This is a genomic window from Nonomuraea sp. NPDC049419, assembly GCF_040676995.1.
Lineage (GTDB): Bacteria > Actinomycetota > Actinomycetes > Streptosporangiales > Streptosporangiaceae > Nonomuraea > Nonomuraea salmonea.
The window spans coordinates 461,907-478,423 of the sequence record NZ_JBFAQB010000004.1 but is presented as its reverse complement, the minus strand read 5'-3'; the positions used below and the strand labels follow the sequence as shown (position 1 = coordinate 478,423).

At 69.9% G+C, this 16,517-nt stretch carries 10 protein-coding genes; 5 read left to right on the top strand and 5 right to left on the bottom strand.

The features are described from left to right. Positions 1-74: 74 nt before the first annotated feature. Both AB0K12_RS16265 and AB0K12_RS16260 read right to left on the bottom strand, forming a co-directional pair. On the bottom strand, positions 75-1,076 hold the full coding sequence (locus AB0K12_RS16265) for a hypothetical protein (RefSeq protein ID WP_364560920.1): 1,002 nt from the start codon (positions 1,074-1,076) through the stop codon (positions 75-77). Continuing rightward, the gene (locus AB0K12_RS16260; RefSeq protein WP_364560917.1) at positions 1,073-2,266 is read right to left on the bottom strand and encodes a hypothetical protein; all 1,194 of its coding nucleotides are present in this window, start codon (positions 2,264-2,266) and stop codon (positions 1,073-1,075) included. Before AB0K12_RS16260 ends, AB0K12_RS16265 begins: the two co-directional genes overlap by 4 nt. A gap of 317 nt (positions 2,267-2,583) precedes the next feature. Between AB0K12_RS16260 and AB0K12_RS16255 the strand changes: the two genes are divergently transcribed. The 3 genes from AB0K12_RS16255 (at position 2,584) to AB0K12_RS16245 (ending at position 7,214) form a co-directional block, all read left to right on the top strand. Further along, positions 2,584-4,725 carry a transglycosylase domain-containing protein gene (locus AB0K12_RS16255; RefSeq protein ID WP_364560914.1) on the top strand — a complete coding sequence of 714 codons (2,142 nt, stop codon included), beginning with the start codon at positions 2,584-2,586 and terminating at the stop codon, positions 4,723-4,725. Positions 4,726-4,951: 226 nt separating this feature from the next. Then, a complete protein-coding gene (locus AB0K12_RS16250; RefSeq protein WP_364560911.1) occupies positions 4,952-5,923 on the top strand; it encodes a LacI family DNA-binding transcriptional regulator in 972 nt (323 codons plus the stop codon). Beyond that, positions 5,910-7,214, top strand: coding sequence for a serine/threonine-protein kinase (locus tag AB0K12_RS16245; protein ID WP_364560907.1), 1,305 nt, complete (start codon positions 5,910-5,912; stop codon positions 7,212-7,214). Before AB0K12_RS16250 ends, AB0K12_RS16245 begins: the two co-directional genes overlap by 14 nt. Before the next feature lie 89 nt (positions 7,215-7,303). Here AB0K12_RS16245 and AB0K12_RS16240 read toward each other — a convergent pair whose 3' ends face one another. Further along, positions 7,304-8,395 carry a cellulose binding domain-containing protein gene (locus tag AB0K12_RS16240; RefSeq protein ID WP_364560904.1) on the bottom strand — a complete coding sequence of 364 codons (1,092 nt, stop codon included), beginning with the start codon at positions 8,393-8,395 and terminating at the stop codon, positions 7,304-7,306. Between the two features lie 262 nt (positions 8,396-8,657). On the opposite strand from AB0K12_RS16240, the gene AB0K12_RS16235 reads away from it, so the two are divergent. Together AB0K12_RS16235 and AB0K12_RS16230 are read left to right on the top strand one after the other, a co-directional pair. Further along, complete coding sequence (locus AB0K12_RS16235; protein WP_364560901.1) at positions 8,658-9,719, top strand: lytic polysaccharide monooxygenase; 1,062 nt, start codon at positions 8,658-8,660, stop codon at positions 9,717-9,719. Then, positions 9,716-10,246 carry a hypothetical protein gene (locus AB0K12_RS16230; protein WP_364560898.1) on the top strand — a complete coding sequence of 177 codons (531 nt, stop codon included), beginning with the start codon at positions 9,716-9,718 and terminating at the stop codon, positions 10,244-10,246. Before AB0K12_RS16235 ends, AB0K12_RS16230 begins: the two co-directional genes overlap by 4 nt. 301 nt (positions 10,247-10,547) lie before the next feature. Here the strand turns inward: AB0K12_RS16230 and AB0K12_RS16225 are convergent, their stop codons facing one another. After that, positions 10,548-13,343: a glycoside hydrolase family 9 protein gene (locus tag AB0K12_RS16225; protein WP_364560895.1), complete on the bottom strand. Its 2,796-nt coding sequence runs from the start codon at positions 13,341-13,343 to the stop codon at positions 10,548-10,550. After that, a complete protein-coding gene (locus AB0K12_RS16220; RefSeq protein ID WP_364560892.1) occupies positions 13,340-16,231 on the bottom strand; it encodes a glycoside hydrolase family 48 protein in 2,892 nt (963 codons plus the stop codon). Before AB0K12_RS16220 ends, AB0K12_RS16225 begins: the two co-directional genes overlap by 4 nt. Between the last annotated feature and the right edge of the window lie 286 nt (positions 16,232-16,517).

Below are 16,517 nucleotides of genomic sequence, written 5' to 3'. Positions count from 1 at the left end.
GAGCGGCGTTTTCACAGGTGATCACGATATAAGCCGCTAAAACTGGGCGGATCCGGCATGCGACCTGGGGCGGGTCAGACCGACTGCGTACCGGACTCCAGCGTCGCCACGCAGTCGGGGCACGGCCCCAGCATGACGAGCAGCGGCGAGGTGGACGGGCTCGGCACCACCAGCTCGGTCACGTTCCCCTGCACGCTCTGCGCGGGCTCGCCCAGGGAGCCGTTCCTGACGCTGAGCACCCGCTCGACCGGCGGCGCGGCCGAGTGCAGCAGCTTCCTGGTGGCGTGCCGCAGCCAGCGCAGCTCGCTGTTGACCCGCTTCCACGTCGCGGGGATCATGCTGACCGCCTCGGCCCGCGTGCCGAGCCGCAGCGTGATGTCCCCGCTGGAACCGAACCGGTCCTTGAGCACGGGGTTGACCACGAACATCCCCGAGCGCAGCACCCGCGCACCCTGCCGGTTGACGTTCGCCAGCCCGCCCGCGCTGATCAGCGAGTAGAGCTCGCAGCGCGACCCGTCGAGCGTGTCGGGGTCGTAGTCAACGGGCGGCGGCTCCTCGAAGACGACCTTGTCCAGGCGCACCCCGGCCACCCCGTCGGACGCGATCCGCCCGGAGACGGCCTCGCGGACCTCCTCGCTGATGCCGTCGCCCTCGGTGATGTCGAGGACCTCGACGCAGATGAGCCCGTCGTCGGGGATCTCCTCCGGCGTCAGGTCGAAGGCCACCCTGGCGTGCGCCCTGCGGCCGCGCAGCAGCACGCACTGCCGCAGCCGGCCCTGGGACCTGACCTGGAGGAAGCGCGGCACGGGCCCCAGCGGCTCGGCCCGCCCCTCGTGCCAGCCGCTCACCGACCGCTCGTCGGCCGACAGCGACACCTGCACCCGCAGCGGCCGCCCCTGCGCCGAGACCTTGAACCCGGCCAGCCCCGACGTCTCGAACCTGCCCACGATCTGGCTGCCCCTGCGCAGCCGGTCGGTGACCTGCAGCGGGGCCACCTTGCCGCTGCTCAGATGCACAGGCGGGATGGCGGGAAGGATCACCGGGTCCACGTCGGTGACTGATCCTGAGCTGCTCATCGGGTGTTCCTCCAGGGGGTGCACGTGATGTCCTGATCGTGGAAGTCGAAGCGGGTGAGCACGGGGTCGCGCCGCTCCCACAGCCGGGCGACGGCGCTGAACAGCGGGTCGCCGTCCGGCTCGACGTGCCGCAGGTTGACGGCGAGCACCCGCGCGTAGTCGTCGCCCTGCTCCCAGTGGGGCAGGAGCTGGCTCGGCACGTCGGCGCCGCAGCGGCGCAGCCAGAGCCAGAGGCGGGCGCGCTCGCGCTGCTCCGGCCCGAGGATGCTCTCGCCCTTCGCGTGCCTGGCGATGGCCTCGCCCAGCAGCGCCCGCAGCTCCGACGGGGTGGCCGGCGCGTGCACGGCGCCGCACGCGCGGCCCGCCGACCAGCCGGCCTGGATGACGGGGATGCCGAACGCGGGCAGGTCGCTGTCGCCGAACGTGACGGCGGCGTCGGTCATGCTCCACAGCAGGTTCGCCGAGAGCTTGCCGTCCACCCGCCGGGTGCGGGCGTGCCAGGTGACGGGGTCGTGGAAGAGCCAGTTCGCGGACTCGTCGGAGGCGGCGTACTGGGTGATCGCGGCGAACATGCGGTCGTCGCGGCCGGGCGCGTGGGCGTGCACGGCGATCGTGGGGCGGTCGGGGTCGAGGCCGAGCCTGGCGCAGCCGTAGTGGCGGAGCTGGCGGCGCTCGGTCTCCGTGCGGACCTGGTAGCCGCGCCGCGCCCGCCTGGTCACCCGCTCGGCGCCCGGCCTGATCGCCTCGCGGCGGGGCCAGACGTGCCGCTCGAAGAACGCGCCGACCCTGGCGGGCAGCTCCTCGTCGATCGAGCATGCCCCCTGGTCGGGGAAGAGCGCGTACGCCTGGAGCGAGCCCGTGCCGTGCACGTGCAGGACGGGGATCTCCCTCGGCACCGACCGGTCGGCCACCGTGGTGACCACGGCCGCGGGCGGCTGGTCGGGCGGCGTGTCTGCGGCGCCGAAGGCCACCGCGAGCCGGGCCCACGACGGCCGGGTGCGCGCGACGAGCCGCGTCCCCAGCAGGCCGCAGAGCGCCCGCCCCACCAGCAGCGTCCTGGCCACAGCCCGCAGGTCCTCGTCGTACGCCTCCACCGCGACGTACCCGTCTCCGCCGGGGCGCTCCCCCCAGCAGGTCCTGGCGGCGGCGAGCAGCCGATCGACGTGCTCGCCTTCCCCGACGTGACGCATGAAGCCCCTCCACCAAGGCGCGGGAAGAAATGGCCTGGTAGACGTTGCCAGATCGGCGTACGGGGACACGGCGGCCGACACGCTTCTTTGCCCGGGGCTGGACGGAATCACAGCCGCCACAGAAGATCACTGGAACCGCAGCGGCCTCAAGCTGGGCAAACATCGGTTATACCCAGGATCCCGGCAAAAAACGCCGATGTGGATCAACTTTCCGGGGTCAAGGGACGTCCAAGGTTTTACGCGGAGCATGTCATGCCCGGGTTTAGGATGCACCCTATTGCCACGAGGGGGAGGGGATTACCACCATGGGTTCCCGTTTGTCGAGTGTCGCGCGCCTGACGGCGGCCGCTGCAGCGGCCGGCGTTCTGGCCGCCGCGGTCGCGTTGCCCGCGGTCGGCGGCACCGGAGCGATATTCGTCTCGGCATCCGAGGACCTCGGGATCAAACCCGAAGAGCTCAAAGAGCCCCCGCTCGCGGAGAAGACCACCGTCGTCGACGCCAAGGGCAACCCGATCGCGCAGTTCTACGAGCAGTACCGCGAGTCGGTCACGCTCGACCAGGTCGCGCCGATCATGAAGACGGCCATCATCTCCATCGAGGACTTCCGCTTCTACGAGCACGGCGCCATCGACATCGAGGGCACCATGCGCGCCCTGGCCAAGAACTTCGCCTCGGGCGGCATCGCGCAGGGCGGCTCCTCCATCACCCAGCAGTACGTCAAGCAGGTGCTGCTCAACTCGGCCACCACCGACAAGGAGCGCAACGCCGCCCTGGAGGCCAGCTACGCGCGCAAGCTCAAGGAGCTGCGCTACGCGATGGCGGTGGAGGAGAAGTACACCAAGGACGAGATCCTGGAGAAGTACCTCAACATCGCCTACTTCGGGGCCCACGCCAACGGCGTCGAGGCCGCCGCCAAGCGCTTCTTCGGCGTCAAGGCGTCCCAGCTCAACCTCGTGCAGGCGGCGACCCTGGCGGGCGCCGTGCAGGACCCCAACGCGACCGACCCCAACCTCGGCAAGGCCCAGCGCAAGCGGCTGCTCAACCGGCGCAACGTGGTGCTCGACCGGATGGCCGAGCTGAAGAAGATCACGCCCGAGGAGGCCGAGGAGGCCAAGTCCAAGCCGCTCGGCTACAAGGGCACCCCGCTGCCCGGCGGTTGCGGCGCGAGCCAGTACCCGTACTTCTGCATGTACGTGCGCAACGAGGTGCTCAACAACAAGGCGTTCGGCAAGACGGCCAAGGCGCGCTCGCAGTTCCTCAACCGGGGCGGCCTGACCATCCAGACCACGATCGACCCGAAGATGCAGCGGGCCGCCGAGCGGGCGATCAAGAAGTACGTCTTCGCCAAGGACAACCCGGTCGCCGCCGAGGCCCTGGTGCAGCCGGGCACCGGCGAGATCAAGGCGATGGCGGCCAGCCGCAAGTACGGCAACAACAAGCGCAAGAAGGAGATGTCGTACAACGTCGTCGCCGACGCGAAGCACGGCGGCGGCACCGGCTTCCAGGCAGGCTCCACGTTCAAGACGTTCACGCTGGTCACGGCCCTGAAGAAGGGTTGGAAGATCAACGACGGGTTCACCGTGGGCAGCGGCTACACCGCGCCGTACTACTCCTCGTTCAAGAACTGCAAGGGCGAGAGCATCGGCGACCCCGGCCACACCGTCACCAACGACGAGGGCGGCGGCGGCTTCAAGACGCTGGCCACCGGCACATGGCAGTCGGTCAACACCTTCTTCGTGATGCTGGAGCAGAAGGTCGGCCTGTGTGAGACGGTCCAGACCGCCAAGTCGCTGGGCATCCACCGCTCCGACGGGCTGGACCTGCTCGAGTTCGAGACGTTCACGCTGGGCACCAACGAGATGGACCCGGTGACGGTGGCCAACGCGTACGCCACGCTGGGCGCGCGCGGCAAGTTCTGCGAGCCGATGGCGATCACCAAGATCACCGACCGCAACGGCAAGGTCACCACCTACAAGCCGGACTGCAAGAAGGCGCTCGACCCCGAGGTCGCCGACGCGGCGGCGAACATCCTGTCGGGCGTGTTCACCAAGGGCACGATGTCGGGTGTGGGCGGCATCGGCCGGCCCGCCGCCGGCAAGACGGGCACCACGGACAACCAGGCCACCGCCTGGTTCGCCGGATTCACCCCCGACCTCGCGGGCGCGGTCAGCATCGGCGACCCGCGCGGCGCGCAGGACCACAAGCTGAACGGCGTCACCATCGGCGGCAAGTACTACGGCAACGTCTTCGGCGCCACGATTCCCGGGCCGATCTGGAAAGACACCATGCTGGCCGCGCTCAAGGGCGTGCCCGCCACCGAGTTCCACCCGGTCAACACGGCCCGCTTCGGCGGCTGCGGCTCGGGCTGCGCACCGGTGCGCCAGACGCAGCCGGACGACGCGACGAACGACGTCGGCGACGGCCCCCTGGACGAGGCGGACATCGCGGACTTCGGATGATCACAATGGCAGGGTTTCCTGATTGTCGGATACGACAAATCGGGCACGGAAATATCTCCGTGATCTCGTTCCTGCACAGAAACCTCTGACGGTTACCACCGCCTCTAGCTGAGCAAATTCGGAGTGCGTCCGCACAAGCGGACGCACTCCTAGCAAAGGCCCTATTAACAGCGGCGAAACATTGGTAACGTGGGAGCGCTCCCAGGATCTTTCCGCGAGGTGCTCCATGACCGAGCAGCCCACACTGGCACAGGTGGCGGCCGCTGCAGGGGTTTCCCCCGCGACCGCATCAAGAGTCCTCACGGGCTCGGTGCGGGTCAGTACCTCGACCCGCCGCCAAGTCTACGACGCCGTGTCCCGAATGGGATACGTCCGACAACGCGCACCCCGGGGAACGGCCGCCAAGACCATGGCCGACGGAGTCACGGCGGTGATCTGTGACCACCTGCCCCGGCTGTTCTCCGAACCCTACTACGCCCGGCTCCTGTCCGCCGCAGGCGCGGTGATCAACGAGCATGGCACCCACCTCATGGTGACCACCGTCACCCCGACCTCGTCCACGCTGCCCGCGTTATCCGGCGCGGTGCTGATCATCGGCGCCAGAGAACGCCATCCCCTGGCGATCAAGTTATCCACCTCGGGCATCCCGGTCCGCAACATCGGCCGCCCGCCCCACGACCTCAAGCTCCCGTTCGCCGACGTCGACAACCTCGACGGAGGCCGCCAGGCGGCCGAGCACTTCCTCCTCTCCGGCCGCCGCAACGTCGCCGCCATCGGCGGCCCGCCCTCCTTACCCGGCGCCCGCGACCGGCTGGAAGGTCTCGTCAGGACCCTCCAGGCGGCCGGGGCTCCTGACGTCCCCGTCGCGTACGGGGACTTCACCGCCGCCTCCGGCACCCACGCCATGCAATGGTTGTTACGCCACGCGCCCGGTCTCGACGCCGTGTTCGTGGCCAGCGACTTAATGGCGGCGGGCGCCATCCAGGCCCTGCGCAGAGCAGGGCGCAAGGTGCCCGCCGACGTCGCGGTGATCGGGTTCGACGACGCGCCGGTCGCCCGGCACACCGTCCCCGCCCTGACCACCATCCGCCAGCCCGTCGAGGAGCTCGCCACGGTCGCCACCCGGCTGCTCCTGACAGGAGCCTCGGGCGTCGACCCCGTACTCCCCACGGAACTGGTCGTCCGTGAGTCGGCTTAATCCAGGGGACGTCCTGGCCCGGCGGTACCTGTTGCTGGACCCGCTGGCCCGCGGGGGCATGTCGGTCATCTGGCGTGCCTTCGACCAGTCCCTTCACCGGATGATCGCGGTCAAGGTGCTCACGGCCTCGCTGCACACCGACCCGGGAGAGCGGGTCAGCGTACGCAGCGAGGCCAGGGCAGCGGCCCGTTTCATCCATCCCGATTCGATCGAGATCTACGACTACGGCGAGACCGTCACCACCAGCGGCGGCGTCGCCGCGTACGTGGTGATGCCGCTGCTCGACGGCACGCCGCTGGCCGAACGCATCGAGCAGGGCCCCCTGCCCTGGCAGGAGGCCGCCTCCATCGCGCTGCGGCTGGCGAGGGTGCTGATGGCCGGGCACGCCCGCGGCCTGGTGCACCGGGACGTCACCGCCGAGAACGTGCTGCTCACCACGAGCGGCCCCAAGCTGCTCGACTTCGGCATCGCGGCCTGGGCCGGCGATCCGGAGGACGACCGCGGCACCCCGCCCTACGTCGCCCCCGAGCGGCTGCTGGGCGCCCCCACCCATCCGGCGGTGGACGTCTACGCCTTCGGCGTGCTGCTGCACCTCATGCTGACCGGGCGGACGCCGTACCCGGAGACGACGTGGGAGGAGATCGAGGCGGCGCGCAGGACCGAGCCGCCGCCCCGCGTGCCCGGCGTGCCGAACGCCGTCGCCACGCTCTGTCAGCGCTGTCTGGCGCACCGGCCGGAGGACCGGCCGGCGGCGGCGGAGATCGTCTCCGCGCTGACCTCCGCGCTCGGCACCGCGTCGCTGGGCCGTCACGTGCGGCGCGGGCTCACGGTGGCCGGGTCCGCGGCGCTCGCGCTGTCGGCGCTGCTGTGGTTCCAGCAGTCGGGGACATCGCAGGAGACGATGCGCGACCCTGGGGTGGCACCGGTGGCGCCGGTGGTGCCGGAGGTGCCGGTGGAGCCGCCGTCGCCGACCGCCCGGCTGGTCGAGCGCTCTCCGGCCTCCGCGCGCACGGTCGAGCAGGCCGCCGCCGAGTTCACCACCACGCTGGAGGCCAGGACGCCGTGCGGCGCGACGGACGACGACGTGGTGCTCGACCTCAAGCAGGTGCTGGCCACGGTGGTCTCCCACGGCCAGGCGCAGGCGCACGGCCCGTCGGAGGAGGTCTCCAGGACGCGGGACCTGCGCCAGAAGCTCTCCGACCGGCTGCGCGAAGGCCGCCTGCGTCCGGCCTGCCTGAGTGAGCTGCAGGCCCGGCTGGACGACATCGAAGCCGCCCTCCGGCGCGACTGACCGAGAATGTGATGAGGGGTACGGCAGCACCAGCCGTACCCCTCGTTCGCGCGGACTGGGCCCCTCGCAAAGCGTGCCCGCGCGAGCCTTTATGCGCAGGTGTATCCGCTGGGCACCTGCGTGTTCCCGTCAGGCCGCGACGCCTGGAAGCCGAAGGAGGTCGCGGCGCCCGGCGCGAGTCCGCCGTTGTGCGACAGGCTCCTGACTGTGACGGTGCCGCCGCTGACCGAGTAGTCGGCGTTCCACATGCCGGTGATCGTGTGGCCGGACGGCAGCGGGAAGGTGACCGTCCAGCCGTTCAGCGCCGAGGTGCCGCGGTTGGTCACGGTCACGGGCTGGACGACGTAGCCGTTGTTCCATGAGCCCTGGGTGGTGGCGGTGGCCGTGCAGCTGCCGGTGCCGCCCCCACCGCCGCCCCCACCGCCACCGCCGGTGTTGGTGAAGGAGAAGGAGTTGACGCTCAGCCCGGCGCCGCCGATCCAGGGCTCGAATCCGGCCTGGACGCTGGTCAGGTACCACGACCGCTGGCCGTAGCCGCGGTTGACCACGTCCGAGAAGAAGGTGTCGACGGTGAAGTCGAGCGAGGTGGCGGGTGAGGTGCGCACGTACGAGATGACGTTCCAGCCGGTGTTGCCGAACCAGACCTCCCAGGTGGAGTCGGCCAGGTTGGCGGTGCCGACCCGCGAGCCGATGGGCTGGATCGAGCCCTGCCGGTTGAGCCAGATCATCAGCTCGGCGCCGGTGTTCTGGCCGTCGGTGCGCGGCGTGGGGTCGAACCACAGGTCGTAGGAGGCGTTGTAGGTGCCGGAGCCCGGGTACGACATGCTGACGCTGCTGCGCAGCGCGGCGAAGCCGGAGGAGTTCGCCCGCATGGGCAGGTTGCTGCCCGAGGTGCAGTTGCCGTAGTGGCAGCCGGCGTAGATGGCGGGGTAGCCGGCCGGTGCGCCGCTGGTGGAGTTGTTGTGCGCGGACTGGGTGACGGTGAAGCCGCCGCTCTGGTTGACGTCGATGCACTGGGCCGTGCTCGCGCCCCAGACGTTGTTCATGACGACGTAGCGGCCGTTCTGGATGCTCGTGGAGCCGTACTTCTCGCAGATCACCGGCGCGGCCTTCGCCGGTAAGGCGAACAGGCCGAGGCTGAGTAACGCCCCGATGATCAGGTAGATGTGCGCGTGCCTCATGGCGTGTAGCTCCCGCCTCTCTGACAGGGGAGTGTAGTGGGAGCGCTCCCAGTACGTCAGCCTCCAGCCGCCATGAAACTCCGGCAAGCATGTCGTACGTGCTTCATGGCCCCCAGGTACGACCACCAGCACAAACCATGACCAAGATCGGCTGAAAGTTTCACGGAAGATTGTCGAATCCCAAAAAAGCATGATTCAATGCGCAGGCCGGGCGGGCAGGTCGTGGGCAGGTTTCCTCTGTCGTCAGCGCAAGGGAATCTCCATGAAGTTGTTCAAGTCGGCGGCACTCACCGCCGTCCTCGTCCTCATCACCTCCGCGTTAATGGTGCCCACGCAGGCACAGGCGCACGGCGTGTCGATGTTCCCCGGCAGCCGTACGTTCCTGTGCTGGCAGGACGCCCTGCGGGAGAACGGGCAGATCCTGCCTTACAACCCCGCGTGCGCCTCCGCCGTCAACCAGAGCGGCGCCACCCCCCTCTACAACTGGTTCGCGGTCCTGCGCTCCGACGGCGCCGGCCGGACCACCGGCTTCATCCCCGACGGCCAGATCTGCAGCGGCGGCACCGGCGGCCCCTACGACTTCTCGGCCTACAACGCGGCCCGCACCGACTGGCCCACCACCCACCTCACGTCGGGCGCCAACATCCAGATGCGGCACAGCAACTGGGCCGAGCACCCCGGCAAGTTCGACTACTACATCACCAGGAACGGCTGGAACCCCAGCTCGCCGCTGAAGTGGTCGGACCTGGAGCGCTTCGGCAGCGTCACCAACCCGCCCAAGTCCGGCGGAGCGGGCGGCCTCAACTACTACTACTGGAACGCCCAGCTCCCGTCCGGTAAGAGCGGCCGGCACATCATCTTCACCCACTGGATCCGTTCCGACAGCAACGAGAACTTCTACAGCTGCTCCGACGTCGTCTTCGACGGCGGCAACGGCGAAGTGACCGGCGTCGGCCCCGGCGGCAGCTCGCCCGGCCCCGACCCCGACCCCGACCCGACGGACCCGCCGCCCACCGGCGACTGCACCGCCACGTGGAAGGCCACCGACACCGGCTGGGCCGGCCACTTCCAGGGTGAGGTGACGGTCAAGAACAACGGCACCGGCGCCATCAACGGCTGGACCGTCAAGTGGACCTACACCGGCGGGCAGAACTTCGACGGCTCACCGTGGAACGGCGTGCTATCCGGGCAAGCGCCCAACGTGGCGGTCAAGAACGCCACGTACAACGGGCAGCTCGCTCCCGGCGCGTCCACCACGTTCGGGTTCAACGCCACCGGCTCGGTCCCGAACCCCGCACCGAGCCTGACCTGCACCAGCCCGTGATCACATCGCGTCGCGGGCTCATCGCGGCGACCATCACCCTGGCCGGGGTCACCCTGGCCGGGGTGATGTTCTTCGCGGCCAGGCAGCCGTCCTCCACGCTGAACGACGAGCTCGCCGCGCAGGTGACCCTGATACTCGAGCAGGCCTCACCCGGCGAGCACCACGCCCACGGGCACAGCTTCGACTCCGGCGTCGTGTGCGCCGTGGAGCCCTTCGGCACCGAACCCCCGAACGCCGCCTCCCTGGTCGAGGTGCGCTGGGTCTACGCCCGCCACATGTGCGCCATCACCGGGGAGAGCCCCGAGTGGGCGTCGTCCGTCCGGGCCTCGGGGCCGATCGCCGTGAAGATCAGCATCCCGCCGCAGATCCGGGTGCCCGAGGCGGGCGCCGGCTACCCCGACAGGGTCAAGCGGCTCATCCCCGAGCGCTACCACCAGGAGGCGTTCGAGGACTTCTCCGACGACGCCGCCATCGAGGCGGCCCGCGAACGCTTCGCCCTGGCCACGTCGGCGGCCGGGAAACCCTGAAGAGCACGCGGCCGGGACGGAAGCCCCGGCCGCGCCTCCTTGAGGCCCTCTGGTCCGGATGAAGGCGGTCCACGTGACGGTGGCCCGCGCGAGAACGGGCCCACATGGGAGGCCCGCGTGTGCGGCTCGGATGCGAAAAACGGACGCGGCCGAGTGGAGGTTCGGCCGCGTCCGTCCCATCCGGGCGGGGATGGTGTTCGGGCAGGGATGGAAGGGTTCGCCTCACCTCCTCATACGCACGTGCGGGCCGACGGGTTCAGTGGAACCGCCCCCGCCGCTCCTGCGGCGGGGGCGGGGTCTTTCATGCGGGCGTGCAGGTGAGCTCCGGCGTCGTGGACGTCCCGTTGGCGATGAAGCCGAACGTCGCCGACGCGCCGGGCGCGAGCGAGCCGTTCCACGACTCGTTCCGCACCGTCACCGTGCCGCCTGACACGGTGTGCCGGCCGCCCCAGAGCTGCGTGATCGTGTTCTGCGAGCTCCAGGTGACCGTCCAGCCGCTGATGGCGGACGTGCCGGCGTTGGTGACCGTCACCTCCGCCTGGAAGGCGCCGCCCCACGAGCCGATCACCTTGTACGCCGCCGCGCACCCGCCCGACGACCCGCCGGACGTGGTGAACGAGGTGGCCTCGGAGGCCGGCGAGCTGTTGCCCGCCGCGTCCCGCGCCACCACGGTCACCGTGTACGCGGTGCTCGCGGTCAGCCCGGTGAGGTCGAACGACGTGGATGTGGCCGTGCCTGCCTTGGTGGACCCCAGGTAGACGTCATATCCGGCCACGCCCACGTCGTCCGTGGACGCCGCCCAGCTCACCCGGGCGCCGGTCGCGGTGATCCCGGACACCGCCGGCTTCCCCGGCCTGCTGGGCGGCGTCCCGTCGGTGGACTCCGTGGTGGTGAAGGCGGTCGCGTCGGACTCCGCCGAGGTGTTGCCCGCCGCGTCCCTGGCCACCACGTGGGCGGTGTAGTCCGTGGCGGGGGTGAGCCCGGTCAGGTCGAAGGACGGGGATGTGGCCGTGCCTGCCTTGGTGGACCCCAGGTAGACGTCATATCCGGCCACGCCCACGTCGTCGGTCGAGGCCGTCCAGGTCAGCCGGGCCGACGAGCCCGTGATCGCGGAGACCGCGGGCTTGCCCGGCTTGCTGGGCGGTGTCGTGTCCTCTTCCTCCTGACCCGGGGGCTCACCCCAGATCTTGGTGGCGCCGCTGTAGAGGGCGATGCGGTCCGTCCGCACCGGCGTGGTGCCCGGCGTGGTCGGGATGTTCTGGTACGACCAGTCGTTGGCCGGGTCCCACGTCCCCGAGCTGGCGATCCTGAACTGCACCTCCCTGCGGTGCTGCGACTGCCCGGCGGGCGCGATGGCCTGCCCCGAGCAGTCGATCTCCGCGTAGTACGTGCGGCCGCTCGCCTGGCGCAGCACCGGCGCCGCGCACTGCGTGTAGGCGGACGAGACGGTAATCTGCGAGGCGGTGGTGTCGCCGTCGAGCGTGAAGTAGTAGCGGAACTTCCCGTCCGACAGCACCCGCGCCGGCCACGCCGACTGGTTGCGCACGATGGCCTTGATCTCGGTGAACGTCGAGCCGGAGGCGTTCACGCCGGCCTCGACGAAGATCTCGGGGCCGTCGGGGGTCTCCTCGGCGGGGAAGTTCGCCGCGGGCTCGCCGCCGTACTCCTTGTAGAGCCGGGCCACCGCGCTGGTGAAGCCGGCGTTGTAGTCGGTGGCGACCTCGTTCATCACGTAGTCGTCGCGCTTGTCGGTGTAGGCGTCGTTCGGTTCCGGCGGGCCGCCGACGAGAGCGCCGTACAGCGTGTGGCGGGTCTGCTCGGGATTGGTGAGCTGGTCGGTCCACGAGCCGTGCGCCGTACGGTGGTGCGGGTTCTTCGGCGGGTTGGCGCCGAAGCCGATCACGTACGAGGAGTTGCGCGGGTTGTCGCCGAGCGCGTAGTCGATTTGCCCTACCGCGAAGTCGTGGTAGCGGGCCTTACGCGTGGCGTCGGTGATCGTGTCGCTGTGCACCAGCGCCGCGAACGCGGTGTTGGCCGCGTAGCGCAGCGAGCCCCACCGGTCGAGCACGGCCTGGCCGCCCGGCGAGTACGGCACCTTCTGCCCGTTCACCCCGACCGTCCAGTAGTCGAGCCACCGGTTGGCGTCGTCCAGGTATTGCTGCTTGCCGGTCAGCTTGTGCAGCAGCACGTACGCCCCGTACGACTTGTCGTCCCAGGCGATCGTCCACTTGTACGACTTGGTGCTGGTCTGCGGCTCGGTGCCGAGGTTCGCGTAGCCGGCCTCGGCCTTGGCCAGGTAGGAGGCGTCGTTCGTGGCCCGGTAGAGCCAGATCGCGCCCCACACCAGCTCGTCGTTGTAGCCGCTCCAGGAGTTGTAGAAGCTGGAGGCGTCGGTGATGCACTCGGTGTACTTCTTCCTGACCGTGTCGGCGAAGGAGTACAGCTGCTTGGCGTGCGTCACCAGCGTGTCGGCGTAGGAGGGGTTCGTCGGGCGGAAGACGATCGAGGAGGCCGCCATCGCCGCCGCCGTCTCCCCCGCGAGGTCCGACCCGCCGCACGACGCGTCGATCTTGTACGCCGGCCGGTTCATCGCCATCGCCTCGGCCGGCCCCCACCAGGCGTGGTCGGTGCCGCCGTTGCCGACCTGCCCGTAGAGCACGTTCGCCGACGGGTGGGCCTTGATGAAGTAGTCGTTGACGAACTTGAGGTTGTTGAGCAGGTGGGTGAGCTGGCCGGAGGAGGCGTAGGCGTCGCGGTACTCGACCGCGCCCCAGGCCAGCATGGTGGCGGAGAAGGCCATCGGGAAGCCGAACTTGACGTGGTCGCCCGCGTCGTACCAGCCGCCCGTCAGGTCCACCCCGACGTCGTCGCCGTCGTCCAGGCCCGAGTCGCCGCGCCAGGAGACGCGGTTCCAGTCGGGCAGCGCGCCCGACTGCTGGGCCTCGTAGAACCAGAGCGACTTCTGCAGCGCCTCGCCGTAGGCGAAGGCGGGCGCCGCCTGCGCGGTCTGCGCGGCGTGTTGCCCGTGGGCCGCCGGCCCCGCCCCCAGAAGGGGCAGGACCAGCGACGCCGCAGCGATCAGTGCTGCTTTTCTCACGGGAAGAGCCGCCCGTACTCGGCGAGGGCGACGGCGACGTCCACCTGCGCCCAGAACCGGTGGTAGTTGAAGACGGGGGCCGGGCCGCTGCCGTCGAGGTACGCCTCGACCTTCGGCCAGTCCGGGTCGTCCTCGTAGAACGACCTGATCGACAGGAACGTGGAGTTCGAGTTGATCGGGTCGCCGTTCGGCATCGTGCCGCTCCAGCCCGGCGGGACGTAGACGGGGTCGTCCACGCGCCGGTAGTCGGCCTTGGTCTCCGGCACCGAGACGCCCTTGTCGTCACGGTTCTCCCAGACGCCGTCGAGCAGCGCCTTGGCCGTGTCGCGCGCCTCGGCGTGGTTGGCCCTGGCCGCGTAGTACATGAGCACCTTGGCGTACGCGCCGACCACGCCGACGTCCTGCGTGTAGTCCTTGACGGTCACGTGCAGGCCGGGGTTGGCCGGCGGCATGCCGGTCGTGGCGTTGAAGTTGCCGGCCGGCTGGCCGGACCACTCCAGCGTGGAGGGCACCTCGTAGGTGCCGTCGGCGTTGACGGTGGTGTGGTCGAGCGCCCACGCCACCCACTTGTCGAGCAGCGCCTTGGCGTCGGCGTTGCCGGTGGCGTAGTAGAGCTGCGCCACGCGGTCCATCGTCCACGCCTGGAAGCCGAACCACTGGTTCGACGGCGGGTCGTGGTAGACGGGCTGCCAGTCGTAGGTCATGCCGTGGAACTTCGGCAGGTTCGACGGCGGCGTGCCGTAGCCGCCCTCCCAGCTGTTGGTCGCGCCGCCGGCGATCGCGCCCTCATCCGACTGCAGCCAGGTGTAGAACTGCAGCTGCCGGGTGAGGCTGGTGCTCCAGTCGGTGGCGCCGGTGGCGCTCTTCGGCTTGAGCTCGTTGACGTTCGACAGCGCCCAGGCCGCGAACGGGTTCTGGTAGCCCGCGTGGTTGTGGCTGGAGCCGATGCGCCAGGCCCAACCGGCGTTGGCGTCGGTCGCGCCGCCCCACGCGTAGTACCAGCTCAGCAGGTAGTTGGAGGCGTTCTTGCCGGTGCCGGCCGGGCACGAGGGGCTCGTGCAGCCGGGCTGCTTGAAGTACTTGTCGTACATCGCGTACCGCAGGTAGTCGCCCATCTTGGCGGCCTTGGCCACGGTGGCGGAGATGTCGCCGGCCTTGTTCTGCTCCTTGGCCCAGGTCAGCGCCCAGTAGGCGGCCTGCACGGCGCGAGCGTCCGCGTCGGGGGCGTTGGTGTACTTCCACTGCTTGGCGTACGAGGCGTCCTTGGTGAACAGGTCCAGGTAGCCGTTCGGGCCGCCGTGCTCGAAGGTGTCGCAGGACGGCTGCGGGATCGTCTCGAAGACCGACTCCTCGGCGCCGCGCTGGTAGGTGTTGATGTAGGCGGGCTTGGTGGTGCCGTCGCCGCAGCGGCCGAAGCCGTAGGTGTTGTCGACGTCCAGCAGCCAGTGCATGCCGTAGATGTCGCGCGTGCCGTACGCGCTCTGCAGCTCGTTCGCGATCGGGTCGGTGCCGACGCTGACGCCGGTCTCCAGCTGGGTCGGGTACTGGCTGATGTCGTTGTGCTCCGACGCGTACGTGGCCGGCTTCGACGGGTCGTAGAAGGAGTTCGTCGGCTGGTCGGCCGTGGACGGGATGATGTACTTCTCCATCGACGCCCACGCGGTGTTGAACTTCGACCAGTCGCCGGTCACCCGCCCGTAGGCCGCCTCCAGCCACAGGTAGTAGCTGTAGGCCTCGGACGTGGTCTCGTGCCCGTGGTCGGGCGCCTCGACCATGAACGTCTCGATCGAGTGGTAGGGCACGCCCTCGGGTGAGAAGTAGCCGTTGGCCGGGTCGTGGATCTCGTTGTAGAGCTCCACGAAGCGCTGCACGTACTCGTTGTCGCCGCCGACGTCGTCGTCCGCCTCGTTGGCGGTCACGTCGACGGCGGTGTAGCCGGTGGCGCTGACCCGGAAGACGGCCGAGCCGGCGGTCGTGTCGTCGTCGTCGGCCGCGCTGATCGTGAAGTTCTGCGCGGTGTTCCAGTTCGACGTGGTGAACGTCCTGGACGACGGCGAGACCGTGAGGTCGGCGTCACCGCTGGCGCGGGCGACCGAGACGGTCACGCTCGACGAGGGCGCCTGCGACAGCCGCACGCCGAAGGTCGCCTCGCCCGTCTCGGGCACGGACACCGTCGTCGGGCTGACGACCAGCGCCGGGCCGGTGTTGGGCGAGACCGTGATGCCGACCGGCGACGAGGTGGTCACCTGGCCGGAGTTGTCGGTGGCGCGGGCGGTGATGGAGTAGCTGCCGGCCGCCACGTTCGCCCAGCTGTAGCTGTAGGGCGAGGAGGTGTCGGTGCCGAGCAGGGTGGAGCCTTGGTAGAAGTCGACCTTGGTGACCGTGCCGTCGGAGTCGGAGGCGGTCGCCGCGATCGGCACGGTGGCCGGGGCGGTGAACGTCTGGCCCGCGGTCGGCGAGGTCAGCGCGACGCTGGGCGCACTGCCCGTGCCGCCACAGGTCACGCCGTTCACGCTGAACGTCTCCGGGCTCGGGTTGCTGCCCGTCCAGGTGCCGTTGAAGCCGATGTTGGTGCTGGCGCCGGTGGCCAGGCTGCCGTTCCACGGCATGTTGGTGGCCGTGACGCGGGTGCCCGACTGGCTCCAGTTCGCGCCCCAGCCGCTCGGCGTGTAGCGCTGGCCGGTGGTCGGGAAGTCGAAGGCCAGCGTCCACGACGTGATGGGGTCGCCGGTGTTCTTCAACGTGACGTTCGCGGTGAAACCGCCCTGGCCCTGGCCGCTGGTCCACTGGTTGGCGGCGTACGTCACGTCGCACGCCACGGCCGCCTGGGCGGGGGCCGCCGTGATGGCCGAGGTCAGCCCGGCCGCGAGGACCAGGGAGGTGGCCACGGCGAGCCGCCTCGATAAGCGGGTCAAGAGGATCGGAGGTCTGTGCTTCACGGGGTCTCCATGGGAGTAGGGATGTGGGAGCGCTCCCAAACGGGATTGTGGGTGACCTCGCTCGTATGTCAACGGAATGGCGTCGCGGTAACCCTCGCGTTTCCTCTCACCAGGCTGCCCGGGATGAAAGTTTCATCCACGTTCCGGGGCATTCAGCGAGCATGCGGGGCGGCAGCGGCCTTCCTGAGGACCGGCCTCTGTACACCGTCGCGAGGGCGGCAGACCATGGGAGCGC